The sequence below is a fragment of the Pseudomonas sp. C27(2019) genome, from assembly GCF_008807395.1.
Lineage (GTDB): Bacteria > Pseudomonadota > Gammaproteobacteria > Pseudomonadales > Pseudomonadaceae > Denitrificimonas.
This window is the reverse complement of record NZ_CP043320.1, coordinates 2,056,411-2,083,277: the sequence shown is the minus strand read 5'-3', so window position 1 is coordinate 2,083,277 and position 26,867 is coordinate 2,056,411. Positions and strand designations below refer to the sequence as shown.

The following is a 26,867-nucleotide window of genomic DNA, read 5'->3' as shown; positions in this document are numbered from 1 at the left end:
CCAACCCCATGCCGCACTTGCTACGCATTATCATGATCCACGGCCACCTCGACGGCATCATTGAACTCGACCTCGACGGCCACACCAATATCTGCGGTACCAACGCCTCAGGCAAAACCACATTACAACGCCTGATCCCCGTATTTTATGGTGAACGACCCAACACCGTCGTCCCCAAAACCCGCAAAAAGTTTGACCAATATTACTTACCGCACAGCAACTCCTATTTAATTTACGAATACCGCCGCGAAGCTGGCACCGTTTGCCATGTTGCTATCACCCGCAAAAAAGACGACGGCGTCAGTTACCGCTTTATTAATGCCGCCTACAGCCCAGAGCTGTATCTAAATAACAGCCACAAAGCCCACAGTTACCAAGAGTTTAGCGCCGGATTGCGCCAGCGCGGCATCGACAGCTCACACCGCATCGATACCATCAGCGAATACCGCAGCATTATCCAAAATGACTTTAGCCTGCTGACTGGCAGCTTACCGCGTGCAGAATCCACTCGTTTACGACAAACCGCATTGCGCTACAGCCTGACTGAGCATCCGCACCGCTTGCGCCATATCGAAAAACTGGTGTCTGCTGTGCACGCCAAAGAAGGCAAAATGGACACCTTAAAAACCATGCTCGCTGCTATTTTTGAAGACGAAGGCGTGGCGTTACCCACGACTCGGATCAAAGGCGCACAGGTCCGTGATTGGGTGCAGCGTGTGCGCCAATCGCGACGTTTAAGCAGCTTGAAAAAAGACATCGTCGGTATCAGTACACAAGTTGACACCCTCAGCGCCACCGAACGCAGCCTTTGGCAGTTGCAACCCTTGCTGTTAAATGACGCCAGCCAGCTTGAGCGTCAGAGCGCCGATCAAGATGCGCAGATCAAACAGGCCCAGCGCGAGTTGAATCTGCAAGAAGAGCGCTATGAAACCCAACGGCAAATCCTCAACGACAAGCACAGCGAAGTCAGCAGTAAACTTGGCCAGGTTGAAACTGATCTGGACGATATTGAGCAACGCCATCAACAGTTCACCGATGCCGACATGCAAGGCCTCGAACTCGATGTTAACCAGCTGCCCGAGCAACGGGCTAAACGTGATGAACTGGCCACGCATTTACAACTGCTGCGCGAAGCTGAAGGCGGTTCACGGCAGCGTTTTGAATCGCGCAAGCTCGATCTTCTTGAGCAATTCCATCAGTTTTCTGCAAAAAATGCTCAGCAGCAGCATAAGCTGCGTGCCACAGAACAAGATTTGCAGGCGCAGCACAGGCAGCAACAACACCAGCTCGAGCAAGAGCATCAGCAGCAGCGCCAAGTTCAGCAAGATAAGTTTCAAGAGGAAAACACGCAGATTATCGAGCAGCAAGCCGATGTTAAAGCTCGCCTTAATGCACCGTTGATCAGCGCGCAAGAGCAGCAGGATTTAGACGTTGAACAAGCACGCATTGATGCTATTCAGCAACAGCTAACCCAGCAAGGCGAGGATGTTGAGCGCCTGCATGAAGCCTATCAGCAGAGTAAAAACCAGCAAGACCAGCACTTGCGCAGCATTCAAGCGCAGCACAAGACACTGCGTAACGCTGAGCAGCACTTTGCCCAGCTGAAATTGCAGCAAACCCCTAGCGCTGGTAGCTTGCGCCACTTTTTGCATGAGCAGCTACCCGGCTGGCAGCACAGCGTCGGTAAAGTGATTCGTGAAGACTTGCTGGAACGTACTGATTTAGCCCCCAGCCTGAATATGCCGTCAGTCAACGATAGCGTGCTCAGCGAAACGACTGAGCAACAACTGTTCAATATGCGCTTGGATTTGAGCGCCATTGAGTTGCCAGCCTACGCGTACGATGAGCAGGCCTTAGAGGCCGCTATTGCTCAAGCCTTAAGCCAAGTGCATGCCATTGAGCAGCAGTTAGAGGTGCTTGAGGCTGAGCAGAAAAATCTTAATGCCGCTGCGCAACAGCAGCACGAACTTTGGCAGAAAGCACGACAAAAGCGCGACAGCTACAGCAACGATTTAAAGTTTGCCCGTGAAGCGCGACAACGTTTAGTGGAAAAGTACCAAGAAGCCCAGCAACAGCGTAAGCAAGCGTTGTATGAGCAGCAACAGCAGCTCAGCCAGCAGTTGGATGCGTTAAAAAGTAAGCAGAAAAACGCTCTGCATGAGCGTGACAGTGCCTTTCAAGAAATGCTTTTGGAATATCGGGCGGGTTGGCAACAGGCCGAGCAGGTGATAGCTGAGCAGATTAAGCAGCATGAAAATAACCTCAATGCCAAACGCCGCGAGACTGAACAGCAGGTGCAGGAACTGCAGAGCATTTTGGAGCGCGAACTGCGCGAGCAGGGCATTGACCCACAGACGTTAAAAGACATTGAGCAGCGCTTAAAAACCATCCGTGAGCAGGTCAAGCAGACCGAAGAGCGCACAGATGAACTGGACGCCTACCGCACCTTTATGCGTGTCGATTGGCAGCAGCGCAAGCCTGAACTCTTAGCGCAAGAGCATCAGCTTAAACAGGGAAAAATTGACCTCTCTGAGCAGTTGGCAGTGCACAAGCAGATGTTTTTAGATCAGCATAAAAGCGCCTTATTGGCGATTAAAGCCAGTAAAGAAACACTGGATGCGCTGCGCAAGTTGCATGAGCAGGTGTTGCCGTTATTGAAGCAGCTGGAACAATTTCCGCCGCCCAGTGAGCAGCCCGCGGCCGAGCACAGCACTGGTGATTGTGCTGAGCGTATTGAGCGAGCGCGGCGTGCCCTGCAGGATAAACAGCAGCTGGATCTGCGCCTAAAAACCAGTATGCAGGTGTTTGAGCGTGAGTTGCTTAAAGATGCTGCGTTGGACTTCACTGATATGTGGAGCACTCAGCAGCGTCAGCTGGGCTTAACCCCCACACCGCAAGCCAGTCTCGCGGCGTATCAAGAAATGCTGCACATTCTGCAGGATTTGCAGCTCAACTTGCTGGCGCAAGGGCGCAACTATGGCGCTGATTTGCAAAAGTTCTTTGTCGTCTTCAGCGATCTTAACCGTCTAATCAGTGCGCAAAGTCGACGTTTAAGTAATGAAGTGACGGAAGAGTTTGTCCTGCCTGGCATCAGCAAATCTGAAGTGCGGATTCAGTCGACCATTGATGAGTTGAGTTTTTGGCAGCCGTTGAAACGCTTTGCCAAACTCTATGATCAGTGGCAGCACGAAACCGACGGCTTACCCAATGATGCCTATTTGGATGCGCTCAGCGATGTGGCGGAATTGCTACGTAGTGATCAGCAGTTCACTTTTGAAAGCTTGCTGCGTCTTGAGCTGCACCTGAATGAAGGCGGTGCTGACTTGATTATTCGTAATGATCGGCAGTTGTTGGAATCCTCCAGTCATGGCATGGCGTATTTAATTTTGTGCAAATACTTGCTGGCCTTTACTCGTTTGCTGCGTGGCCAATCTAAGGTCACCATCCATTGGCCGATTGATGAAATTGGCACCTTGGCCTATCACAACGTAGAAAAACTGTTTAAGGCCTGTGAAAACAACAACATCTTTATTGTGGGCGCTTTCCCCAACCCTGAATCCGATGTGCTGACCCTGTTTAGACACCGTTACTTGATTGAAAAAGATAACCACCCCGGCGCGCGCAGCCAACTGAAACGCATCGAGCCGAAACTCAGCCGCTTAGCGCAACGCTTACAACAACGCCGCGAGGAGGCCACAGTATGATGATGCAGCATGGTTATTTACTTGAGCAGTTGTTGGCTGGCGCCTTTATTTGTGAAGTGAGCGATAGCGAAGCCTTTCGCCACTTGCAAAACGAGCAAACCCGCGAGGCTTTTGATCAGTATTTGCGTCCACTGAATCGGCGCTTGGCCAGTAACCCAGAAGGCACTGTGTGGTTTTTAGCCTGGCGTGAGCTGACCCAGCCCTTGCGCGATCAGTTATCACAGCAGTTTAAAGACACCCTCGACAGTTTGATCCCGATGTTGAAACTCCTGCAGTTGGCGCAAGAAACCCTTGGCCATGAAAATGTGCTGACTGCCAATGATATTCTCAATCGCCATGATCTTGCCGCGCGCATTGAAAACAATCCCAGTTTGCGTGAGCAGTTGCATGCGTTAGTGCAAACACGTTTTTTCCAATCTCAAAGTGAAGATGTAGTGGGCCAACTTAAGCAAGTTTTTGATCGCCTGCGCAATCATGGCTATCTGCACCAGCCGCATAAAGATCGTCACCATTATTTGGTGACCGGAAAAATTGATTACTTGATTGATTTAACCCGTTTTATTCGTGAAGAAGAAAATATTCAGATCGATGAGGAGCGCGCGCCCAGTCAAGAGGACCTGCTGGCATGAGCAGCCTTGATTACCACAGCGAAACGGTGAGGCAGGGGATTGAGCGCTTAAAGCTGCTGGGCAGGCACAGTGAGTTGCTGATGCACAGTTACTATGGCGTACCTGTGGATGAGGCCCAGCTCGGTGGCCGCACGGTCAATCAGCTGATTGATGCCAATATTTTACGCCGTCCCGATGAGCACTCAGGGCTTAAACTGAGCGACCCGGTACGTGATGTGATTGTGCAGCTGATTGCCGATGAGCAGCGGCGTAAAGTCAATGTGGATATCGGTGACTTCTTGACCAATATTCGCCGTTTAGTCAATAAAATCAATGGCGCAGAGCAGCAGGCTGACTATCAAATCAGCGCTTTGTTGCAGGATCAGCTCAGTCAAGAAGTGGATGATTTAAACAGCCGCATTGGCGGTGGTATCGACAGTTTATGGAATCGTCTCAATACTGATTTTGCCTTTGTCAGCACCGTGCAAGAAAAAATTGAAGAAAACGAAAAAGCCCACACTCAAGTGCTGCGCTGGCTGGATGGTCTGGAGCTGATCAACTTTAAAGAGTTGATCGCTTTAGCCGGCAGTAATGGTGGTTTGCGCCATATTTTAGTGCGCCAATTGCAAGGCCAAGTTAGTGGTCATTTCAGCAGTTTGCGTGAAGTGCAAAGCCGTTTAAATGAGCTGATGACACGCTTTCGTCAGCAACAGGCGCGCAATCTGTTGGTGCGCGGCATGTTGCAGTTTTTTCAGCAAAAACCCAATTTTCAACCCTCTGATTATGCCCAGCGCAGCCATGTCGCGGACCTGATCAACCAAGCCGCAGCGCTGCAACCCAGTGTTGCGATTGCTTTAGATCGCCAGCGTGATCAGCAAGATATGCAGCTGCTGCTGGCGCAATTGCCGGCGCGTCCTGAGCCTGAAGCGCAAGCACCAAGCAGCGCAGACACGTTGGTGCAGTTTGATGAAGAAGTGGTGATGGCGCAGCGCCGCGCCCTGCATGAGGATGTGCTGTCATTTTATTTAAGCGTGCTCGATCAGCAGCACAGCCAAAGCGCTTTAGCCTACCTTGAGCAGGCGCAACTGGGTTGGGACCCTGAAATGTGGGTGTACCAAGTGATTGCTGAGTATCAAGGGCTGTCCAGTACCGAGAAAACGGCTTTTCATCTGCATTACCATCAGGATAAACAGGGGCCGTTTAATGACGTTTGGATCATCGAAGATGTTGAATTGCAACTGCTTAGTGAGGGCGTATTGGCATGAGTATTGATTTAGAACCCAGCGTGCGTAAGGTCTTGCAGCGCATTAATCAGCAGCTGCAGGATCAACAACAGGTGCAACGCAAGGCGCAACAAGCCAGCATGCAGCAATTGCAGCTGTGGTGTGATCGCCATGAGTTGGATACCCAAGGCTGTTTTGGTCACACTCAGGTGCTGTTTGACCGACGCATGCTGCAAACCATTGAGCAAACCTTAAGTGAGCTTAATTTAGCCAGCCTAGATACTGACTTGAGCCAAACCAGTCGACTTGAGCAGGGTGAGCTGGGCGATGGCGAGTACAAATCTGTCGGTGAGTCGCCCACGGAAAAGCGCGTGCTGGTGGCGCAGGCCAATTGCGGGGCGTATTTCCCTGAGTGGGTCAAGACAGCGCCGAGCCAGTGGGTGATGGATATTGCTTGGTCCAGCTTGCAGCTAGACGATTTTACCCACCTGCTAGTGGTGGAAAACCGTGATGTGTTTTATCAGTATTTTGCCTTGCACCCACAGCGCTACTCTTTACCTGAAGATGCGCTCAGTGCCTTAGTGATTTATCGTGGCGATGGCGAAGAAAGCAAAGGCTGCAAAGCCTTGCGCGAGGCCTGTTTGGTGTTAGCCAAGCCGGTGATTTATTTTGGCGATTACGATACTGCTGGGCTGAATTTTGCCATCAATGGCGGCTACACGCATCTGTTGCTACCGACCGAGGCTGAGTTGTTGCAGCGCGCAAATGCTGTTTCGCAAGATGCTAAGCAAATTCATTTGGCAGCCAGCGTCACCGCGTTTGCCCAGCAGCTCACAGTAGATGATCCGCTGCAAACACTGCTGTTGCACAATACCCAGCAGCAAAAAGGCCTGAGGCAGCAAGCCTTTCAAGGGCCACTGCAGCTGCTGGCGATTAAGCGTGTGACTGTTTAGCTTATTGCTGTGATTGGGAATGTCAGCTAGGCAAGAGTAGGGCGCTATCAATGTAACAGCCCCGACTCCTGTGGTTAATTAAGATTTAAGCTCGAGGTAAAATATTGAGTTGGCTGATTAACTCAGGTGAGCTGGGTTGTTGCTGTAAATTAGGATGATCGAACGGGATACTGTGTCCGGTTTGCTGCTCAATAATCTGCTGCAGTTGCACGGTATCAATCTCACCGTTGTCTTTAATTGCGCGCTGCAGTGCTTCTGGCGCAACGGCATAACGCCCAGAGGGAAAGTAAATTGCCCCCGTGGCAAAGTCAACGGCAAAAGCCACTAAACCTGGTATGACCCAAAACAGCAGGCCGATACCGTTCATGATCACCACGGTAGGATCGATACGCCCACTCGCTTGGCCGCGGCGATCGGGATAAATCACCGTACCACAACCGGATAATTCAAAAATAAGTAAAGCACTGAGTGTACTGGCTACAACTGGTTTCAGCATTGATTTACGCATATTGACCTCATCGACGTCCTAATCATTAGCGCAGCTGCAGAGTAGTAGCTGTGCTGCGAAATACCCAAATATAGAGTCAAATTGACTATAAAATGTTCCCTTACTGGCAGATCTACGCTTAATATCGAGATGTGTTCAGTAAAGCTTGGATCAGGCCGCACACGCTTGCCGAGTCGTGGGGCGTTGCGGCGCAGCTATAATACAATAGTTTAGCGCTAGCGTTTGAGTAGCAACTTGCCATCGATTGCAGTGAATTTTGAGGCGGCACGGATTAATGAGAACGCAGTAAAGTCAGCGACACCAAATACCTCGACCTTTACACCATATAAGACCTGCATTCGCTCAACTAAAACATCAAAGTCGCCATCACCAGAGGCCAGCACCACAGTATCAGCTAGGCTGGCAAACTCCATCGCATCTACAGTAATGCCAACATCCCAATCGCCTTTACGGCTGCCATCACTGCGTTCGACATAGGGTTTTAATTTCACCTCAAAGCCGATGGCACGTAAAATATTTTGAAATTGCTGCTGTTTAGGGTCGCCGCGCTCAGTCGCATAAGCAATCGCCTTAACCACCTCACGTCCGTTGCTGGCTACGCGCCAAAATTGGTTGTAATCAAAGCTCGCAGCAAAGCCCTGGCGCACCGTATAATAAATATTTTGCACATCCACTAAAATTACAACGCGTTCCATTTACTACTCCTAAAAAAATTTAAATACTGACAAATAATGGCATGTGGCGGATACGCATCGCACAGACTAAAGCCAGAGCTTTTTTCTGCTATTATTGGTTTGCTTGTATGAGTTAGGTCTGCTCTATTTGGCTTAACGATAATAGACGCTTTATGAACGCTGGCGCCTTAAATGGGTGCTGGCTTTAACAGAAAATACAGTAAAGCATATTAACGATAGATTCAGGTATATTTGCAATCAGCGACACCCTTACAGCACTTATTTAATCGACTACGGCATCTATATTGATAGTGTAGTGCGATTCAGATTGAAACTCATCGATTCGAATACACAGGTTTAACTACGTATGACGCTGTACTTAGCTTCCACATCGCCCAGACGCCGTGAATTACTAGCGCAGACGGATATCAAGTTTTCCACACTTGATGTCGCTGTAGATGAAAGTCTGCGCGGTAAAGAATTGCCCACTGCTTATGTTGAGCGCCTTGCTAAAGAAAAAGCTGAAGCAGGTTTTAAATCAGTGCAAGATGATGAAGGTGCTATTGTTTTAGCTGCTGACACCATCGTTGTTTTAGAAGAAGATATTCTTGGTAAACCCAGTGATCAAAGTCAGGCCGGTCAAATGCTGCGCGCCTTGTCCGGACGTTCGCATACGGTGATGACTGCGTTTGCCATTAAGACCAAAGAGCAAATACGGGTTCAGCGGGTCAATACCACGGTGTTTTTTAGATCCATTACCAGTAAAGAAATTGACTGGTACTGGCACACTGGAGAGCAGCAAGATAAGGCCGGTGGTTACGGCATACAAAGCAAAGGCGGCGTATTTGTCAGTGCTATTTCCGGCAGTTACAGTGCTGTTGTTGGCCTGCCACTGGCTGAGGTGGTGACTGCTTTGCAAAGCCTTGGTGTGTTTCCTGAGCCAGCTTAACTGTGCAACGGCTTACAGCCTTAGCTCTGCTTGGAGTAGGGCTGTTTGGGTCGCAGATTTAACGTGTGCTGGATATTTTTGCCAGCTCGGCGCCTTCAAAACGTAGAAAATAATACATACCGCCTCTAGGGCCGTATAGCCATTCAGCCACATGCACTTGATGGGTGTGACCATATTGATTGGTCTTGTGTTTAAAACCGAGGTTTTCTTTGGCCGCCGGCTCACCACATTTGCTGCGTACTTCTTGCATGCTGGCACCGAGGCTGACTAGGTTGCTGTTGCAGCGAAAGGTCGACGATGCATAGGATGGCGCACTCAAACTCAGTATTAACAACATGCCAACAACAGAACGTAACATAAGCTCTTTACTCATCAATTGTGGCTGACAAACAGCCGTTCTATAGGGGTGCGCTGCGCATTTTTGCAGAGTAGGGCAGGATAGCGCTGTTGCGCAAAAAACGCTCGCCTTTCTCAGTATGTGCAGCGGTCATAGATTATTGACCGCGCTGGCTATCAATGCTCACTAAGCGACCGCCAATAAAGCGCAAAAAATACAGCATTCCGTTACGCGGACCGTACACCCACTCTTCAATGGGCAACTCTTGGCGATTGTATTCACCGACGGTGTAGCCCACCGTATCACGGGCCACTGGCTCGCCACACTTGCGTAGCACCTGAAAAGAGCGATCACCCAAACTGACCAGCTGCGTACCGCAGCGAAAGGTGCTGGCCATGGCAGCACTGCTCAATAGGCTTAGTGTGAGACATAACACAAACCCGCTTAAATATTTCATTGCATACTCCCTAGGTGCAGCGTGCTGATCACGCCATTGTTAGCGCTGGCTTTACCCTCGCTGGCATCAAGCAAATAAACGCGCTCGGCGTCCAGTTGTCCCTGTTCAATTAAATATTCTTTAATGCTATTGGCCCGCGCTTGCGCTAAGCGGCGCAAACCTAAAGGACTCTGTGCATAGCTGTGCAGCACTGCTTCACGCATCTTTTGCTCGCGCTGCTCCTGATTTAACTCGGCCCATTGCTCTGGCGGCTGCTGCTTGAGCTGTGTGCGGTAAATGCCCTCAAGCAAGGCTGGTTTTTCGTTGTCCGGCACCTCTAGAGTTTCCTTGCTGGATTCAATCTTGCTGCCGCGACGCTGTAAAATACTGTACCAAGCGTTTTGGTAGGCTCGAGTTAAGCGCATCTGCGCCAGAGGCGGACCGTCCAGCGTCAGATGACTGCCGCCTTCGATTTCTAAGCGCAGTTGCGGGCGATCCTTTAGCGCTTTAGCGAGCGTATCTAAACCCTGCGCTGCGCCAGCAGTGATAGCAAATTCGCCGGGTAAAAAAATCACTTGGTTGAGCTCTGTCGCATTACCACCGGCTAAATCTGCGATAAAATTAAACGGTGCTGATACGGCGCGGGTGATCAAATTGCGTAAGGTTTGCCAGACAATAGGCGCGACTTTAAATTCGGGATTATTCAGGTCACCTTGCACCGGCAGGTTTATAGCAATTTCTCCTTTGCGGTCTTTGAGTAAGGCAATCGCCAAGCGTACCGGCAAATCTACAGCATCGGGACTGTCGACACGTTCACCCAGCTGCAACTGCTCAAGTAACAATTGGTTGCTTGCGTTGAGCTTGCCGTCAGTGATCTGATAGTGCAGGTCCAGATTTAAACGCCCTTTTTGAATGCGATAGCCGGCAAACTTACCCGAATAGGGGGTCAATGTAGTCAGCTCCACATGCTTAAATGCTGTGGCAATATCGAGCTGTTTCAGCGGGTCAAAGGGCATCAAGCTGCCTTTGATGGTCACTGGCGCATAGCGGTCAACATTGCCTTGAATATCCACGTTGGCAACGTTGTTGGTTTGATTGTCTAGCGTACCAATTTGGCCGTTTAGCTGTTGAATGGCTGTGGCAAAGTTGGGTGTGAGGCTAAAGTCAGCAAAATTTGCTGAGCCGTCTTTGATATCGATACCGCCAATGTGCAGAGCAAATTTAGGGCTGTTACTGGCTTGTTCGGCAGCCGGTTGTTGCGGCTGCGGGATTAACAGCTCACTGATATTGGTGGTGAGGTTTTCATTGATAATAAAACGCACATAAGGTTGTTGCAGAGCAATATTCTCAATCGATAGTTTTTGCTGCTGCAGGCTGTATTGAATGTCATTGATAGCAACGGTTTGCCATTTTAAAAGATCACGTTGACGCAGGCTGTCGCGGACATGCAGCTGACTGAGCTGGGCATCACCTTGCAGCACGACCTGTAAGTTATCTAAATCGCTGACTTGCAATTTAAGGGCACTGCCGAGTAGGCCGCTACGCAGTTCTGCATGCGCGTAAGGGCTGATCCATGCTTGCGCTGGGCGTAAGTCGAGATCGCTGCTGTTCAGTGTCATATCGACTTTAAATGGCTGTAAAAGAACGCTGGCGGTGCTGTTGAGCGTGCCTTGTTCGCCGATGTTTGTCTTCAGTTCAGCGTTAAACGGGCTGCTGCCTTGGCTGTCAAAATCTTTAATATGTAGATTGAAATCAGCAAGATTGAGCGCAACAGGCTCACTGCGGCTGTTATCTGCTAGATGAAACTGCTGTTGCTTAAAGTCAGCCTGGTTAACAGTGATGCGCCATGCTGGGCTGTTCTTAGTGCTGCCTGCGTGACTGGCAGGCGCGTTGTCACCTTTGGCTGCCGGCTGCGTTGTTGAGGTGCTTGGTAATAATTTTTGCCAATTCAGCGTGCCGCTTTTATCAACCTCAGCCCAGGCTTCGAGTTTATTGCTGCTGGCTTTGCCAATCTGTAATGTTTGTCCAGCTAGATCAAATGCCGTGTCGCTGATGCTCAATTTGGACAGACGCGCTAAAGGTTGTGTGTTTTGTGTGAGTGCCATAGACACCAGTTCAGCATTGAGCTGCTCGGCTTTAAATTGGAGCTTTGGGCTGATTTGCAGTGCGTAACGGGTGTCGAAACTTAAACGGCCATCGTCGAGCTGTGCGGAGAAATGTTCACGCACATAAGGCCACCAGCTTTTAAGCTGCGCGTCTTGCAACTGTAAATGGCCTTGCGAGGTCAGCGGGTTGATGCTGAGGTCGCCTTGCCAGTGCAGTTGCGTACCATCGCTGGCTTGTACAGTGAGTTGCAGCTCGCTGCTGCTGGCTGGTCGGGTGTCAAAATGATTTAAAGTGATATTCAAATCGTTAAAACTGATATCGATGGGGTCGTGCTGGCGCTGGTCGTTAAAACGCGCACTACCCTGTTGCAGTTGTATTTGATCAATGCGTATTGCTAAAGGCGTGCTCTCAGGCTTTTCAGGTTGCTCAGGACGGTCGGGCAGGGTAAAAAGTTGGGCAAGGTTTAGCTCGCCTTTTTTGTTGAGAACAACCTGCGCTTTGAGCTGTTGCAGTTGCACAGCATTGAGGTGCAGGGTTTTCGTCCAGAGACTGTCGCTGGCTAGGTTGCCATAGAGATATTGCAAGCTCAGTTGCTCATCTTGCACATCGCCAATACGAAACCCCCACGCTGAAAGCTCAAGCGTAAACGGATTAAACTCTAAACGTTGCAGATGCGCAGGGCTATTGGCATAGACGCCGAGTTGCTGATTGATGACTTGCAAAGCGATGCTGGGAAGCAATAAGAAACCCAGCCAGCTATAAACAGCAAGGCAGCTTATCAGGGTAATGATGAGGCGCTTTAAACCTTTGGACATAATTGCAGACCTTTAAATCGGTATATCTACAGTGTATGCAAAATAAGGGTAAAGCAGTAGGAGGTTGTTACTGGATGAGAATATTTTCAGCGCAAGTGGCTTGATAGGGTGTAGCGGCATTGTCAGGCTGACAACACCGCTATAACCTCACATGAATTAGCGTTCAATTGCCAAGGCAACACCTTGACCGCCACCGATACATAGCGTTGCGAGGCCTTTTTTGGCGTCGCGACGCATCATTTCATGCAATAGCGTTACCAATACACGGCAACCGGACGCACCAATCGGGTGACCAATTGCAATGGCGCCGCCATTAACGTTGACCTTGTCTGTATCCCAGCCCAGTTCTTTGTTGACGCTTAGAGCTTGCGCAGCAAAGGCTTCGTTGGCTTCAATGAGATCAAGATCTGCGACAGTCCAACCGGCTTTGCTTAAGCATTTTTGGGTTGCGGCTACTGGACCGATACCCATAATGCTTGGATCAACACCGGCGTTGGCATAGGCAACAATGTGCGCTAATACGGGCACACCAAGCGCTTTGGCTTTTTCGGCACTCATTAGCATCACGGCCGCTGCACCATCGTTAAGGGTCGAAGCGTTACCTGCAGTGACTGAACCATCTTTTTTAAAGGCAGGGCGCAGTTTAGCCAATGCCTCAGCAGTACTGCTGGCGCGTGGCTGCTCATCGGTATCAAAAATAACAGGATCACCTTTGCGCTGTGGAATGCTCACCGGAGTGATTTCATCAACAAAACGACCTGCAGCAATAGCGGCTGCTGCTTTGGCTTGTGAGTTTGCCGCAAAGGCATCTTGTTGTTCGCGGGTTAGGCTGTACTTTTCGACGAGGTTTTCTGCAGTAATACCCATATGGATATCATTAAATGCATCCCACAGGCCGTCTTCAATCATGCTGTCGACGACTTTAGCGTGACCCATGCGCAAACCGGTGCGTGCGCCCGGCAGGACATAGGGGGCCAAACTCATGTTTTCTTGACCGCCAGCAATGATGACTTCGGCATCACCGCAGCGAATGGCTTGTGCGGCTAAATGCAGGGCTTTTAAGCCTGAACCGCAGACTTTATTGAGGGTGAAAGACGGTACTTCAACCGGTAGACCAGCAGCCATTGACGCCTGGCGAGCAGGGTTTTGTCCACTGCCTGCAGTTAATATCTGTCCGAGAATCACTTCATCAACGTGCTCAGGTGCGACGCCTGTTTGTTCCAGTAAGCGGCGTATAACGGTCGCGCCTAATTGTGGTGCAGGAATGGAGGCTAAACTGCCTTGAAAGCTACCAACTGCAGTGCGTGTAGCAGCAACAATAACGACTTCATGCATAATAAACTTCCTTTTATTAAGAATTGAAAAATACGGATCAAGCGCTAATTTTTAGTATAGATCACAGTGGCTGAAAAATCTTTTATATCCGTGCGGTATAATTTAGCCACGATGACGATTTCTAAAAAAGTTGATCAAGCCTTGAGTGGAGGCATCCGTGTTGTTGATCGGTGCTTGCCCAGTGAGGCGCTGATAGACGCCTTCTCCGAGAACTTTGCCCAATTCAACACCCCACTGATCAAAGGCGTTGGTACCCCAAACCACGCTTTGTACAAAGACTTTGTGTTCGTACAAGGCGATTAAAGCACCGAGACGGCGTGGGCAAATACGTTCCAACACTAAAGTATTGCTGGGGCGGTTGCCAGGGATTTCTTTATGCGGCGCTAAGCGCTGCACTTCACTCTCGGGTAGGCCTTTGTCACGTAATTCTTGCGCAGCCTGCGTGCGACTTTTGCCTTGCATCAGCGCTTGGCTCTGCGATAAACAGTTGGCATACAACCATTGGTGGTGATCGGCAATTTGATTATGACTGACCACCGGTACGATAAAATCTGCTGGAACCAGTAAGGTACCTTGATGCAATAACTGATGATAGGCATGTTGGCCATTACAACCCACACCACCCCAGATCACAGGGCCACTGCAATAGGTTAGCGCCGTACCATCTTGACGCACATGCTTACCATTGGATTCCATGTCCAATTGCTGTAAGTGCTGTGTGAAATTACGCAGGTAATGATCGTAGGGTAAAATTGCGTGACTCTGCGCTTGCCAAAAATCATTGTACCATATTCCGAGCATGGCCATGATAACCGGCATGTTTTGCGCAAATGGAGCCTCTTGAAAGTGCTGATCCATGCTCCACGCGCCGGCTAACAATTCTTTAAAGTTAGACATGCCAATTGATAAAGCAATCGGTAAACCAATGGCTGACCACAGAGAGTAACGACCGCCAACCCAATCCCAAATTGGCAGGATATTTTCTGGCGCAATACCAAAGGTAACAGCCGCTTCAATGTTGCTCGATACAGCGATGAAATGGCGATGCAAGCCGCTTTCTGTACCGCCTTGGGCGAGATACCAGCTGCGCGCAGCTTGCGCATTTTTTAAGGTTTCTAGGGTGCTAAATGATTTGCTAGAGACAATAAACAATGTGGTTTGAGCGTTTAGGCTGTTGCTCAGCTCATGAAACTCACTGCCATCAATATTGGCGAGGAAGTGGCAGCGCACTCCTTGTTGAGCAAAGGGCAGCAGAGCCTCTGAGACCAGTTGCGGGCCTAGAAATGAGCCGCCGATACCAATATTAACGATGTCAGTAATGGGTTTTTCGCTGTAACCACGCCACAAGCCATTGTGAATACGATTGACCAGTTCGGTCATCTTGTTCAGCACATCATGAATCAGCGGAATTAAATCCTCGCCGTCTACAACAAGACTGTCACCAATTGGGCGGCGCAGGGCTGTGTGCAAAGCTGGGCGTTGCTCGGAAGCATTGACCGGCTCGCCATTAAATAAGGCTTGGATTGCGCCTTGCAGCTGGCTTTGTTCGGCCAATTGCATCAATAGCTCAAGGGTCGTGTCATCCAGCAGGTTTTTCGAGAAATCTAGCAGTAAGCCATCGTGATTTAAAGAGAAATGCTGGAAGCGCTGCGGGTCTGCAGCGAAGGCATCCTGCATGCGGAAATCTTGCATGGCATCGCGTTGCTTGAGTAATTCTTGCCACGCGGGGAGTTGGGCAGCATCAACAGGGTGCAGGTAGTGGGTCATGATACCGGCCTATTTAGCGTAAGAATATGGGTGGAGTTAACTCCACCCAATGCTTAAAGCAGGCAGCTTAAGCCAGCTGCACAGGAATTGCGTTGCTGCTGTGGCTCAACGAGCCATCTTTGCCCATATAGAGTAAGCGCGGCGCGTGAGTGGCCAGTTCGCTTTCTTCATAGTGGCAGTATGCGCAAATAATCAATACATCACCCACTGCTGCTTTATGCGCAGCAGCACCGTTAACAGAAATGATCTGTGAGCCGGCTTCGCCACGAATGGCGTAGGTGGTAAAACGCTCACCATTGGTGACGTTATAGATATCAATCTGCTCGTATTCACGAATCCCTGACATATCCAACCAGTCGCCATCAATGGCACAAGAGCCCTCGTAATCAACGACGGCGTGGGTGGCAATTGCTCGGTGCAGTTTTGCTTTGAGCATAATGGTTTGCATGGTGTTGTCCTCTTTGACTCGGCGCAGCGCTGTCGGGATTAGCGGCAGTGCTCAGCGTCTGTCGTTATTACAGATCAAAGATCAGATTGTCGATTAGGCGTGTTGTGCCGAGATAGGCTGCGGCTAATAAGACCAGCTGAGCACTCTCTGCGTCAGCCGCTTCTAGGCTGTTGGCGTCACGTAGCTCTACATAGTCGAGGCGAAAGCCAGCGCTTTGTAGATCCGCAGTGAACTGCGCAAAAAGGGCTGGATAATCACGCTCACCTTTTATTATATGTGCTTTAAGCGCTTGCATACATTGCTGTAACACAGGGGCAGTGGCACGTTGTTGCGCATTAAGATACCCATTTCTGGACGATAATGCGAGGCCATCTGTATCACGCACAATGGGCGCGCCAATAATCTGCACCGGTATATTTAAGTCAGCCACCATTTTACGGATGATGGCGAGCTGTTGGTAATCTTTTTCACCAAACAGAGCACTGTCAGGCTGAACCATATTGAGCAGTTTGCAGACGACCGTGGCTACACCATCAAAATGCCCAGGACGGCTGCCGCCACATAAACCGGCAGAAACGCCAGGAACACTGACGGTGGTGTGTTGGGCCATGCCGTTGGGGTACATCACTTGGGCGTCTGGGTTAAATAGCAGATTGCAGCCGGCCTCGAGCAGTTTTTCTTGATCGGCGGCTAAAGTGCGCGGGTAGCTATCAAGGTCTTCGTTTGGACCAAACTGCAACGGGTTGACAAAAATACTGGCCACCACAAAGTCAGCGCGAACCATGGCTTGTTTGATCAGTGCGATATGCCCAGCATGTAAATTACCCATGGTCGGCACTAAGGCAATACGTTTGCCTGCGCTGCGTGCCTCTGTGATGGCCGCGCGCAAGTGTTCTAGCGTATGTACGCTGTTCATGCGCGAAACTCATGCTCAGCAGCAGGGAATGACTGGTCTTTGACCGAGCGACAATACAGGCTGATGGCCTCGCCAATACTATCTTGTCCCTGCATAAAGTTACGCACAAATTTAGGTGTGCGACCGCTGATCGACAAGCCAAGCATGTCGTGTAGCACCAGCACTTGGCCATCTGTATTGGGGCCTGCACCAATGCCAATCACAGGGATACGCACAGCTTGACTGATGCGAGCGGCCAATTCACTTGGCACGCACTCTAACAGCAGTAGAGCTGCACCTGCTTGTTCAAGGGCAATGGCATCATCGAGCATTTTTTGCGCTTGTTGTTCGCCACGGCCCTGCACTTTATAGCCGCCAAACACGTTGACGGACTGCGGGGTTAAACCGAGGTGTACGCAAGTAGGGATGCCGCGCTGAGCTAATAAACTGACGGTCTCTGCCAGCCAGACACCACCTTCTATCTTGACCATGTGCGCGCCGGCTTGCATCAGCTTGGCGCAGCTTTGGTAGGTTTGCTCAAGGGTGGCATTGCTCATAAAAGAGAGATCGCTGAGAATCAGTGCACCTTTGTTGCCGCGTTTTACTGCAGCGGTATGGTAAGCCATATCATCAATTGAAACCGGCAGCGTGCTGTCATGGCCCTGTAAAACCATGCCCAGTGAGTCACCGATCAATAGAATTTCCACGCCTGCCGCACAGGCCGTGGCCGCAAAAGTTGCGTCATAGCAAGTCAGCATGGTGATTTTCTCACCGCGTTGTTTTAAATCGAATAGGGTTGTCAATGTGACGCCAGACATTTAATGAGTCCTCTTTAGTACCTTGTGGGTACTCTTATCAAGGTGGCTATAGTCCTGATGGCTTGGGGTTAAGTCAATCATTTCTATGAGAATTGACCTGCTAAGTTGTACATAATTGAGGTGTGTGTAAGCGCTGCAGCGTGGGATCGACTGGACACTGGCGTAATAAATCTGCCAGTAAGCGGCCATCTGCAAGGCTAAAGTCAGCAGGGCACAGCTCTGCCAAGGGCACTAAGACAAAAGGCCGTGCATGCATATGGTAATGCGGTACACGCAGGCGTTCGTCGTTGATGATGCACTTGCCGAACAGCAAAATATCTAAGTCCAGTGTGCGCGGCCCCCAGCGCTCAGAATTGCGTTGCCGGCCTTGGCTCAGCTCAATGGCCTGCAATTGATCGAGCAGTGCGTGTGGCGTCAGGTTCGTTTCCAAGTGTGCAACCGCATTGGTAAAGCGCGGCTGATCACTGGGCCCCAATGGTGCACTGGAGTAGTAGGCCGACGTGGCGATTAAGCGTGTGCTCGGCAGTTGCGCTAAAGCCGCTAGCGCGGCATCCAGTTGTTGTACGGGCTCAGCTAAATTGCTGCCTAGACCAATGTACACTGCTTCCATTATTCGTGGCCTGGCGCTGTGTGTTTAGGTTTGCTGGTGCGAGGTTTGCGACGACGTTTGCGTGCTGTCGTGCTTTTGCTCGATAGGTTGCTGATCATCTCGCGGCGCTGACTGTCGCTGGCATCTTGGTACTGGGTCCACCAGTTGCCCAGCTCTTGAGTGTCTTCGCCCGCACTTTCACGCAGCAATAAAAAGTCATAAGCGGCACGAAAACGTGGGTGCGCTAATAACGTGTCGGCACGTTTGCCAGCGCGACGCGGTAAGCGTTCTTGCATATCCCAAATTTCGCGAGTGGGAATGCTAAAGCGTTTAGGTACGGCAATGCGCTGTACTTGTTCCAGCAATACTTGGTGCGCAGCCTCTTGCATGGCCGGCAAAGGGTGCATGCCGTCATTTTGTAAGCTGATAGCGCGCACTGTCAGTGATGGCCAGAGCAGGGCGGCAAATAAAAATGCTGGGGTGACGGGGCGGTCCATATTGACGCGCTTGTCTGTGTTTTTAAAGGCGTTACGCAGTAAGCGATCCACATTCTCAGGGTGCCTGAGCAGCGCCTTAGCGGTCCCAGGAAATAACTGTGCAAATAAATCATACTCACGCAGCAACTCATAGGTGCGTAGTGCGTTGCCGCTGAGAAATAATTTGAGCACTTCATCATAGAGGCGTGCAGCTGGAATATCAGCCAGTAAATGCGCTAGGCGGCGAATGGGCTCAGCAGTGCTGTCTTCAATTTCAAAGTCCAGTTTTGCAGCGAAACGCACGGCGCGCAGCATGCGCACGGGATCTTCCAAATAGCGTTGCTCTGGGTCGCCGATTAGGCGAATTAAGCCGCGCTTGATATCAGCAAAACCGGTGCTGTAGTCGTAAACTCTTTCGCTGCTGACATCAAAATACAATGCGTTCATGGTGAAGTCGCGGCGCTGGGCATCATCTTCCATGCTGCCGTAGACGTTGTCACGAAGAATGCGGCCGCTGGCGTCATGCGCTGAGCGGTCGTTGTTGCTTTCATCTTCTTGTGAGTGATTACTGCGAAAGGTTGCGACTTCGATCAGTTCACGGCCAAAGTGCACGTGCGCTAATTTAAAGCGTCGGCCAATAATGCGCGAGTTACGGAACTCTTGGCGCACTTGTTCTGGTGTTGCGCTGGTGGCGACATCAAAATCTTTTGGTGTGATGCCTAGTAATGCATCACGCACACAGCCACCCACTAAATAAGCTTGGAAGCCAGCGTGCTGTAAGCGTACTGCGACATTGGCTGAGTTGCGGCTAAAGTCTGCACAGCTGAGCTGATGCTCGTGAGCTTCCAGTACGGTGGGTTGCTCGGGTCCTTTGCGCTGACGGCGAAAGGGTTTAAAAAGCTTTTTCAGCATAGCAAGGCCTGTTTGCGACTCGCGACAAAAGGAAAATTCATAAACGCTGCGCGCAACAAAGTTAGCGGCAAAGCGTGCAATGCGGCCGGTGCGGTTAAACGAAAAGAATTATTATAGTGTAGGTAGCAGATCATGGTTGGCGATTCTACCACCGCTAAGGTGCGAGGTGAACGAAGAAAATGCCTGAGGGGTTTACAGTGCTGCATCGGTGTAGTGCGGGAATGCTGCTAGGTAGAGCGTAGAGTATGAATCAATAAGGTTGCGAGGGAGACTTTGGTCTCCCTCGTAAATATTTCTATGCGTTTTTATTGTTCTTTTCGGCATTTTGTTGTTGTTATTTGCCTGCAAGTTTTTACAGCTCATTTAAGCTGTAGAAAAGTTAACGGATTGCTTTGAATGCTGATTTAATTGTTGCGTTTTCAGTTGATACGGGTGCTGCATTTATGCAGTTTTGTTATTCTCGGATCATCTGTGTCGCTTCAATCATTATCCTCTGCAAAGTAATCAGTTAGCTGCGTCTCCTATGCTGTTGTTCTTATTGTGCTGGAGCCGTTACGTCTTATTCTTATTATATTTTGATGTTTCTTATTGTTGTTGTGCCTAATACAAAGCAGATGGCGTGCCAGGTTTTAATAATTGCATATAATTCAAAGGGTTATGATTTATTTTTTGTTTTTTTGATTTGTTTTGGCTGTGATTGTGTGTGAAGTGTTACCTCGGGTCACGGTAAGTGTTACTTGTGAGGTGAGGTGGGTAACAGTTTGTGTGTTACTTGATTTAGGTTTGTGGGTCGTTGCGGTGTGTGCTGTATTTCGGAATTGGTGTTTGTTTGTCAGTTTTTAATGGTTTGTGCGTGGTATAGCGTACTCGGGGTTTTTGTTTGTTGGTTTTTAATAGCTCTTGCGTGGCATACCGTACTGTTGGGTTTTGTTTGTTTGTCGGTTTTTAACAGCCTGTGCGTGGCATAGCGTACTTCGGGGCAGGTGTTTTTCCGTCGATGAACCCATCCTGGGTTCAACTCCGGCGCTGCGCATCCCTGCTTCGCTTGTCACACCAACCCCGAAGTACTTGTTGATCAGCGGCGTTGTTATCACGATTGATATAGGGCTTGTCTGTTTCTGGAAGTTTTTTATTTGAGGTGTAATGGCCATTAACAATTGCGTGGCATAGCGTACTTCGGGGCAAGTGTTTTTCCGTCGACGAACCCATCCTGGGTTCAACTCCGGCGCTGCGCCATCCATGGCTTCGCTCGTCACACCAACCCCGAAGCACTCGTTGATCAGCGATGCTGTTATCACGATTGATAGTAAGACTCGTCTGATTCTGAATGCTTCGAGTTTAAGTATCAGCTTTGCAAAGAGCACCACGTCACGTGAGAGCTGAGTTTATAAGATGAGCAAACCCTAGCGCTGATCAATGCTCTTGCTTTAAAAGAGCCATGCTACAGACTTGAAAACACCATCAATGATCAATAGCAGTGTGCGGGTGTTGTGTCGAGCGAAGCCATGGATGGCGTAGCGCCCGCATCACGCCAGGATGGCGTGTTAAGGGAAGAACAACACTTGCACGCTGCAACATGCGCTAACTGTTCCTGAAAGTTTTTTTATTTGAGGTGTAATGGCCATTAACAATTGCGTGGCATAGCGTACTTCGGGGTGGGTGTTTTTCCGTCGATGAACCCATCCTGGGTTCAACTCCGGCGCTGCGCCATCCTTGGCTTCGCTTGTCACACCAACCCCGAAGCACTCGTTGATCAGCGGTGTTGTTATTAAGATTGATATAGGGCTCGTCTGTATCTGGGAGCTTTTTGTTTACATGTTAAGTTTGGTGGGTGATTTTTTGTTCTGGTTCTGGTTCTGGCTTTGACTCTGGCTCTGAACTCTAAGGTTTGCTCTTGGCTATGCTGGCTTAAGTTTTTATAAGATGAGCAAACCCTAGCGCTGATCAATGCTCTTGCTTTAAAAGAGCCATGCTACAGACTTGAAAACACCATCAATGATCATTAGCAGTGTGCGGGTGTTGTGGCAAGCGAAGCCAGGGATGGCGTAGCGCCCGCATCACGCCAGGATGGCGTGTTAAGGGAAGAACAACACTTGCACGGTGCGGCATGCTCAAAGTGGATCTTCTAAGATGATTTGAAGAAATAGCCGTACTTGCACGCTGCGACATACGTAGATAATTCCGATGCTTTTGATTTTAAACTCACTAGAAAACGCAGCATTCACAAGATAATGCTCGATGCTTGCCTTGTTGAGTTACAGCTGAGTGTGCCCCGTTTTGATAGTATAGAGAGTGTTGATCAGTATCAGCGCATACTACGCGAGTATAGGTTATGCTGAAGGTTCACTATCCAGACCGTAGCGGTAGTTTCAAAGTTACGGCACATAAGAAGGGGTTAAATATGAGCAAGAGTGCAAGTTTTTTCATGCCAGTTGTATCGTTATTTGGTGCTAATGTGCTATCTGAACTGGCCACGCGCGTCGCTTCTTTAGGTGGTAAAAAGCCACTGGTTGTGACGGATAAAGGAATGACGCAGCTGGGTTACACCAAACAAGTGACTGACCTGCTTGATCAGGCAAATATTGCTTATGCAGTGTTTGATGAAACCGTTCCCAACCCAACCGACAAAAACGTTGAAGAAGGCGTTGGCGCTTACAATAAGAGTCAATGCGATATGCTTATTTCTTTGGGTGGCGGTAGCTCCCATGACTGCTGTAAGGCTATCGGCCTAGTGATTTCCAATGGCGGCGCTATTGCCGACTATGAGGGGGTTGATCAGCTTAAAACTAACTTACCACCATACGTTGCAATTAATACCACCGCTGGTACAGCCAGTGAGTTGACGCGCTTCACTATTATTACCAATACCTCGAATCACGTAAAAATGGCCATCGTTGATTGGCGCGTGACGCCAGATGTGGCGATCAATGATCCGCTGCTGATGGTTAATATGCCGCCTTCGTTAACAGCCGCGACCGGCATGGATGCGCTGACTCATGCTGTAGAAGCCTATGTGTCAACGGCAGCTAGCCCGATAACCGATGCCTGTGCATTGCAGGCAATACGCTTAATTTCTCGTTATTTGCGTGTCGCAGTGGCACGAGGTGATGATTTAGAAGCCCGTGATCGTATGGCTTATGCACAATTCTTGGCTGGTATGGCGTTTAATAACGCGAGCCTTGGTCATGTGCATGCGATGTCGCATCAGTTGGGTGGCATGTATGATTTACCGCATGGTGTCTGTAATGCGCTGCTGTTGCCGCACGTGTGTGAGGCTAACTTAATGTCAGCGCAAGAGCGTTATGCTGATATTGCAGAGGCTTTGGGCGAGAATACCTATGGTTTACCCGTACGGGAAGCAGCAGAAATGGCTATTGTAGCGATTCGTTGCTTGTCTGCTGATGTTGGTATTCCGAGCACATTAAGTGAGTTGGGTGTGCTGGATAAAGACATTGACACTATGGTTAAACATGCGCAGCAAGACGTTTGTGCTGCAACGAATCCACGTCGTTTGAATGATAAAGAAGTGGCTGCGATTTTCCGCGCTGCAATGTAAATATTTTCTGCTGTAAAAGCAGATCATAACAACGCCTCGCCTTAAACAGCGGGGCGTTTTGCGTTTTAGGGTGTTATCTCTGGGTTGCTGGTAATTAAGATTGTTTGATTTGTATATGTGGTTTTGTTGGCGTGGTCGGGGGTTGTGTTTGTCCGTCAGTTTCTAACAGCTTGTGCGTGGCATACCGTACTGTGGAGTTTTGTTTGTTTGTCGGTTTTTAACAGCCTGTGCGTGGCATACCGTGCTGTGGGGTTTTGTTTGTCGGTTTTTAACAGCCTGTGCGTGGCATACCGTACTCCGGGGTAGGTGTTTTTCCGTCGATGAACCCATCCTGGGTTCAACTCCGGCGCTGCGCCATCCCTGGCTTCGCTTGTCACACCAACCCCGAAGTACTCGTTGATCAACGGTGTTGTTATTAAGATTGATATAGGGTTCGTCTGATTCTGAATGCTTCAAGTTTAGTTTTTAGCTTTGTAAAGAGCACCACGTCACGTGATAGCTGAGCTTTTTAGAAGATGAGCAAACCCTACCGCTGTCCAATGCTCTTGCTTTAAAAGAGCCGTGCTACAGAATCGAAAATCACATCAATGATCAATAGCAGTGTGCGGGTGTTGTGGCGAGCGAAGCCAGGGATGGCGTAGCGCCCGCATCACGCCAGGAAGGCGTGTTAAGGGAAGAACAACACTTGCACGCTGCAGCATGCGCAGATCATGCTCAATGCTTTTGCCTTAAAAAGAGCCGTGCTACAGAATCGAAAACCACATCAATGATCAACAGCAATGTGCGGGTGTTATGGCGAGCGTAGCCAGGGGTGGCGCAGCGCCCGCATCACGCCAGGAAGGTGTGTTAAGGGAAGAACACCATTTGCACGGTGCGGCATGCGTAAATGATTCATCAAACTTTTTATTGGGGTGTACCGCTCACTACGCAAATCTTGTACGGTGCTGCATACGCAGATAATGCTTGATGCGATTTGGAGCTTTGCTAAGTGTTTGCGTATCATGCACATTACTCATTTCATGCAATGATATTCCCCTGCTGGCGAGGATCATTTTGTGTTTTTATTTTTACGCGCGGGGAATATATGCATTTTAAATCATCAAAATTATGGGCGAGCCTGGTCTTAGGTAATGCTCTACTAGCAACGGCTGGTACAGCCCATAGTAAGGCTTATCAATTTGAGCAAATGACCGTGTTGGGGCAGGCTCAAGAAACTGAAGTATTTAAAAACCCTGCATCTGTCACTGTGATTGATCGCGCGACACTCGATAAAAGCGCTGGGCAGTCGGTGGCCAGTTATTTGCGTAATGTACCTGGCGTGCAGATTATTGAGGATGGTGTTGAGCGTATTTCCATTCGTGGTGAGGACTCACGCCGCGTGGCTATTTTTATTGATGGCCAGAAACTCACCGATCACACCGAGTACGGACAGCCACTGCTGATTGATCCCGCCTCGATTGAGCGCATTGAAGTGTTGCGCGGCTCGTCTTCTGTCGTTTCCGGTGGTCGTGCGATTGGTGGTGTGGTGAATATTGTTACCAAAAAAGGTGCCGATAAACCTTTAGAAATCAGCACGCAAGCAGGCTATTTCTCAGCAACCAAAGGCTACCGCGCATCAACTGCATTATCTGGCAGCCAAGCGGGCTTTGATTACCGCTTAGGGGTGTCACGTTCTGAATTGAATGATCGCTCCACACCTAAAGGACGTTTAAAACCTTCTTCTACTGACGACAGCAATATCTCTGCACATTTGGGCTATAAGACTGGAAAGCACTATATTGCAGCAAAGGCACAGCGTTATGATGTGGCTGCCGAGGTATTTTGGAAGCAAGACGGCATAGTGATGGATCTACCAAAGCGCGAGCTGAATAAAGTGGGTTTGTTTTATCAGGGTGAGCAGTTGACGGAGACTCTGGATAAACTCAAAATTGATGTATATCGGCAAACAGTTGAGCGAGAGTATCAGAATAATATAACAATGTACCCAAAAGGCAGGTTTTTCAATACTGATAGTGTTTCGGATGATGAGCAAGTCACTTACGGTTTGAATACGCAGGCTGAATTTTCATTAATAGATGGGCAGAGCACAGTAGTAGGCTTTGAGCATGAGCAGGATCGTCTTAAAACTAAAAAAGATAAAACTACAGTAGTTACTACACCGTTTGGTGCGTCCGTTACTCCAGAAAAGCGCTATGACGATGCGAGTATTGATACCGCCTCGGTTTTTGCCCAGCACACAGTGACCTTGGCTGAAGATCTAACAGCCAGCTTTGGTGCGCGCCATTATTATGTAAAAGCCAAACATGATAAATCATTTAAAGATAATAAGGCGCAAGCGCGTAACGATAACTCCGACAGTCATACAGTAGGTGCAATGAGCTTGGTATGGCAGGCCAACGATGACTTGGTGTTGCGCACTAACCTCTCGCAGGGCTATGTCTACCCAACCCTGAGTCAATTGTTTTTGACCACCTCAGGCAGTGGTGGAACTAAAGTAGGGGATCCTGATTTAAAGCCTGAAAAATCAACCACATTTGAGTTGGGTGCACGCTACGACACCAGCGAATTATTGCTGGATGCCACAGTGTTTTACAGCCGCTCAAAAGACTATATCGACGCTGTATCAGTCGCAGGTATAAATAATAAAGAGTTCTATCGCAATGCTGATAAGGCTAAAAGCTACGGTGTTGAGTTACTGGCAGAGAAAAGTTTCCAAAATAATAACTTCAGACCATACAGTACAGCCACTCTGATGCGCCGTAAAATCACCACAGCGAAGCACGACAGCTATGACAGTGGCGTGCCCAGTGTGTTTGCTCGAGTTGGTTTGAAACACATTAGTCAGTGGAATACCTTTGAGCGTGAGGCTGATCTTTTTGTCCAGGGCGCTACCTCAGCGTTTAATGTAACTAAAGAACCAAATAATGAGTCTAGAGAGGCCGATGGCTACGCCACTCTGAACCTGCGCTTAAGCATGACAACAGAAAAAAATAACAGTTTTGGAATTGAGTTAAATAACTTAACCAACAAAACCTATCGCCCCATTGATGAGCAGCTCTACGGCGCAAAACGTAGCGCCAATGTGTTCGCAAGCTATACATTCTAAGGCCCAGCAGTTGCGATGTTTGATCTCGCATCGCAACTGTTGCTGCTATCTAGCCTGTGCTGTTAAGGCGCTTGCACCTGTCAGTGCTGTTTTAAGAAAGCGCTAAGAGTGGTCGGCGTGGGCTTGCTGGTTGATGCGTTGCTATTACAAAAAATAATTACAACTCATCGCACACATGGTTTTTATTGAGATCGTCCATCAAGAAGTTGTCTTGCCGTTTTTGTGTGTCTGGCAAGGCGTCACCCATGCGTGCCATACATTTTTGCATGGCTTGGAAGTTTGCATCATTTTGCATCTTCTTAGCGTAATCCATGGCTGTATCTTGAGCCTGTTGGCGCTGACCTGCTTGGCATAACTGCTCAATTTTGTTAGCTATGGCCTCACTATCGTTGGCGATGCTTTCTAAATAACTGGCATCAACATTTTCGGCAATGCAGCTTTGCATTTGCATGATGCCGAGCATCATCTGTTCATGTTGATTGGCAAGAGTAAGGGTGCTGATGATGGTCGTCATGCAAAATGTAACGACTAAACTCAGAAATTTAAGCATGGTTTGGCTCCTCGGTTGCAGTTATGTCTGAGAGTAGGTTAACTGCGCCAACTTGCCTAGCATTTACACAGCTGTAGTGAAGCCAGTCGATACTGAATGTTT

Annotated in this window: 22 protein-coding genes; 7 read left to right on the top strand and 15 right to left on the bottom strand. The window is 49.2% G+C overall.

Annotation, left to right across the window (positions count from 1 at the left end):
• Positions 1 to 8 precede the first annotated feature (8 nt).
• Genes FXF61_RS09490 through FXF61_RS09475 form a run of 4 tightly spaced genes read left to right on the top strand, consistent with a single transcriptional unit; the run spans position 9 to position 6,488 of the window.
• Entirely contained in the window at positions 9 to 3,704 is a 3,696-nt protein-coding gene (locus tag FXF61_RS09490) for an ATP-binding protein (protein WP_151185029.1), read from the top strand.
• Positions 3,701 to 4,333 carry a hypothetical protein gene (locus tag FXF61_RS09485; protein WP_218571793.1) on the top strand — a complete coding sequence of 211 codons (633 nt, stop codon included), beginning with the start codon at positions 3,701 to 3,703 and terminating at the stop codon, positions 4,331 to 4,333. The genes FXF61_RS09490 and FXF61_RS09485 overlap by 4 nt, the downstream gene beginning before the upstream one ends.
• Entirely contained in the window at positions 4,330 to 5,577 is a 1,248-nt protein-coding gene (locus tag FXF61_RS09480) for a hypothetical protein (RefSeq protein WP_151185028.1), read from the top strand. Before FXF61_RS09485 ends, FXF61_RS09480 begins: the two co-directional genes overlap by 4 nt.
• Positions 5,574 to 6,488 carry a hypothetical protein gene (locus FXF61_RS09475; RefSeq protein ID WP_151185027.1) on the top strand — a complete coding sequence of 305 codons (915 nt, stop codon included), beginning with the start codon at positions 5,574 to 5,576 and terminating at the stop codon, positions 6,486 to 6,488. Before FXF61_RS09480 ends, FXF61_RS09475 begins: the two co-directional genes overlap by 4 nt.
• A gap of 85 nt (positions 6,489 to 6,573) precedes the next feature.
• Here the strand turns inward: FXF61_RS09475 and FXF61_RS09470 are convergent, their stop codons facing one another.
• Positions 6,574 to 6,996 (bottom strand): polyribonucleotide nucleotidyltransferase, encoded by a 423-nt coding sequence (locus FXF61_RS09470; RefSeq protein ID WP_256663397.1) that lies wholly within the window; start codon positions 6,994 to 6,996, stop codon positions 6,574 to 6,576.
• 215 nt (positions 6,997 to 7,211) lie between these two features.
• Positions 7,212 to 7,691, bottom strand: coding sequence for an NYN domain-containing protein (locus FXF61_RS09465; RefSeq protein WP_151185026.1), 480 nt, complete (start codon positions 7,689 to 7,691; stop codon positions 7,212 to 7,214).
• Between the two features lie 346 nt (positions 7,692 to 8,037).
• Between FXF61_RS09465 and FXF61_RS09460 the strand changes: the two genes are divergently transcribed.
• Positions 8,038 to 8,619: a nucleoside triphosphate pyrophosphatase gene (locus FXF61_RS09460; protein ID WP_151185025.1), complete on the top strand. Its 582-nt coding sequence runs from the start codon at positions 8,038 to 8,040 to the stop codon at positions 8,617 to 8,619.
• 58 nt (positions 8,620 to 8,677) lie between these two features.
• Here the strand turns inward: FXF61_RS09460 and FXF61_RS09455 are convergent, their stop codons facing one another.
• The 12 genes from FXF61_RS09455 to FXF61_RS14910 form a co-directional block, all read right to left on the bottom strand.
• Positions 8,678 to 8,977 carry a DUF2845 domain-containing protein gene (locus FXF61_RS09455; protein WP_151185024.1) on the bottom strand — a complete coding sequence of 100 codons (300 nt, stop codon included), beginning with the start codon at positions 8,975 to 8,977 and terminating at the stop codon, positions 8,678 to 8,680.
• 136 nt (positions 8,978 to 9,113) lie between these two features.
• Positions 9,114 to 9,413 (bottom strand): DUF2845 domain-containing protein, encoded by a 300-nt coding sequence (locus FXF61_RS09450; RefSeq protein ID WP_151185023.1) that lies wholly within the window; start codon positions 9,411 to 9,413, stop codon positions 9,114 to 9,116.
• On the bottom strand, positions 9,410 to 12,313 hold the full coding sequence (locus tag FXF61_RS09445; RefSeq protein WP_151185022.1) for a DUF748 domain-containing protein: 2,904 nt from the start codon (positions 12,311 to 12,313) through the stop codon (positions 9,410 to 9,412). The genes FXF61_RS09450 and FXF61_RS09445 overlap by 4 nt, the downstream gene beginning before the upstream one ends.
• 156 nt (positions 12,314 to 12,469) lie before the next feature.
• The gene (locus tag FXF61_RS09440; protein WP_151185021.1) at positions 12,470 to 13,648 is read right to left on the bottom strand and encodes an acetyl-CoA C-acetyltransferase; all 1,179 of its coding nucleotides are present in this window, start codon (positions 13,646 to 13,648) and stop codon (positions 12,470 to 12,472) included.
• Between the two features lie 102 nt (positions 13,649 to 13,750).
• On the bottom strand, positions 13,751 to 15,415 hold the full coding sequence (gene pgi, locus FXF61_RS09435; RefSeq protein ID WP_151185020.1) for a glucose-6-phosphate isomerase: 1,665 nt from the start codon (positions 15,413 to 15,415) through the stop codon (positions 13,751 to 13,753).
• 67 nt (positions 15,416 to 15,482) lie between these two features.
• Complete coding sequence (gene panD, locus FXF61_RS09430; RefSeq protein WP_151185019.1) at positions 15,483 to 15,863, bottom strand: aspartate 1-decarboxylase; 381 nt, start codon at positions 15,861 to 15,863, stop codon at positions 15,483 to 15,485.
• 67 nt (positions 15,864 to 15,930) lie between these two features.
• Positions 15,931 to 16,779 carry a pantoate--beta-alanine ligase gene (gene panC / locus FXF61_RS09425; RefSeq protein ID WP_151185018.1) on the bottom strand — a complete coding sequence of 283 codons (849 nt, stop codon included), beginning with the start codon at positions 16,777 to 16,779 and terminating at the stop codon, positions 15,931 to 15,933.
• Positions 16,776 to 17,576 carry a 3-methyl-2-oxobutanoate hydroxymethyltransferase gene (gene panB, locus FXF61_RS09420; protein WP_151185017.1) on the bottom strand — a complete coding sequence of 267 codons (801 nt, stop codon included), beginning with the start codon at positions 17,574 to 17,576 and terminating at the stop codon, positions 16,776 to 16,778. The genes panC and panB overlap by 4 nt, the downstream gene beginning before the upstream one ends.
• Before the next feature lie 100 nt (positions 17,577 to 17,676).
• Positions 17,677 to 18,186, bottom strand: a complete 510-nt coding sequence (gene folK / locus FXF61_RS09415; protein ID WP_151185016.1) for a 2-amino-4-hydroxy-6-hydroxymethyldihydropteridine diphosphokinase — start codon at positions 18,184 to 18,186, stop codon at positions 17,677 to 17,679.
• Positions 18,186 to 19,553, bottom strand: a complete 1,368-nt coding sequence (locus FXF61_RS09410; RefSeq protein WP_151185015.1) for a polynucleotide adenylyltransferase PcnB — start codon at positions 19,551 to 19,553, stop codon at positions 18,186 to 18,188. Before FXF61_RS09410 ends, folK begins: the two co-directional genes overlap by 1 nt.
• An 890-nt stretch (positions 19,554 to 20,443) precedes the next feature.
• The gene (locus tag FXF61_RS09405) at positions 20,444 to 20,794 is read right to left on the bottom strand and encodes a hypothetical protein (RefSeq protein ID WP_178087287.1); all 351 of its coding nucleotides are present in this window, start codon (positions 20,792 to 20,794) and stop codon (positions 20,444 to 20,446) included.
• Positions 20,795 to 21,545: 751 nt separating this feature from the next.
• On the bottom strand, positions 21,546 to 21,722 hold the full coding sequence (locus FXF61_RS14910; RefSeq protein ID WP_178087286.1) for a hypothetical protein: 177 nt from the start codon (positions 21,720 to 21,722) through the stop codon (positions 21,546 to 21,548).
• A 232-nt stretch (positions 21,723 to 21,954) separates the two neighbouring features.
• On the opposite strand from FXF61_RS14910, the gene FXF61_RS09400 reads away from it, so the two are divergent.
• Positions 21,955 to 23,109 (top strand): iron-containing alcohol dehydrogenase, encoded by a 1,155-nt coding sequence (locus FXF61_RS09400; RefSeq protein ID WP_151185013.1) that lies wholly within the window; start codon positions 21,955 to 21,957, stop codon positions 23,107 to 23,109.
• A gap of 1,084 nt (positions 23,110 to 24,193) precedes the next feature.
• Complete coding sequence (locus tag FXF61_RS09390; RefSeq protein WP_178087285.1) at positions 24,194 to 26,215, top strand: TonB-dependent receptor; 2,022 nt, start codon at positions 24,194 to 24,196, stop codon at positions 26,213 to 26,215.
• A 157-nt stretch (positions 26,216 to 26,372) separates the two neighbouring features.
• On the opposite strand, the gene FXF61_RS09385 is transcribed toward FXF61_RS09390, so the two are convergent.
• Positions 26,373 to 26,765 (bottom strand): hypothetical protein, encoded by a 393-nt coding sequence (locus FXF61_RS09385; protein WP_151185010.1) that lies wholly within the window; start codon positions 26,763 to 26,765, stop codon positions 26,373 to 26,375.
• Positions 26,766 to 26,867: the final 102 nt, after the last annotated feature.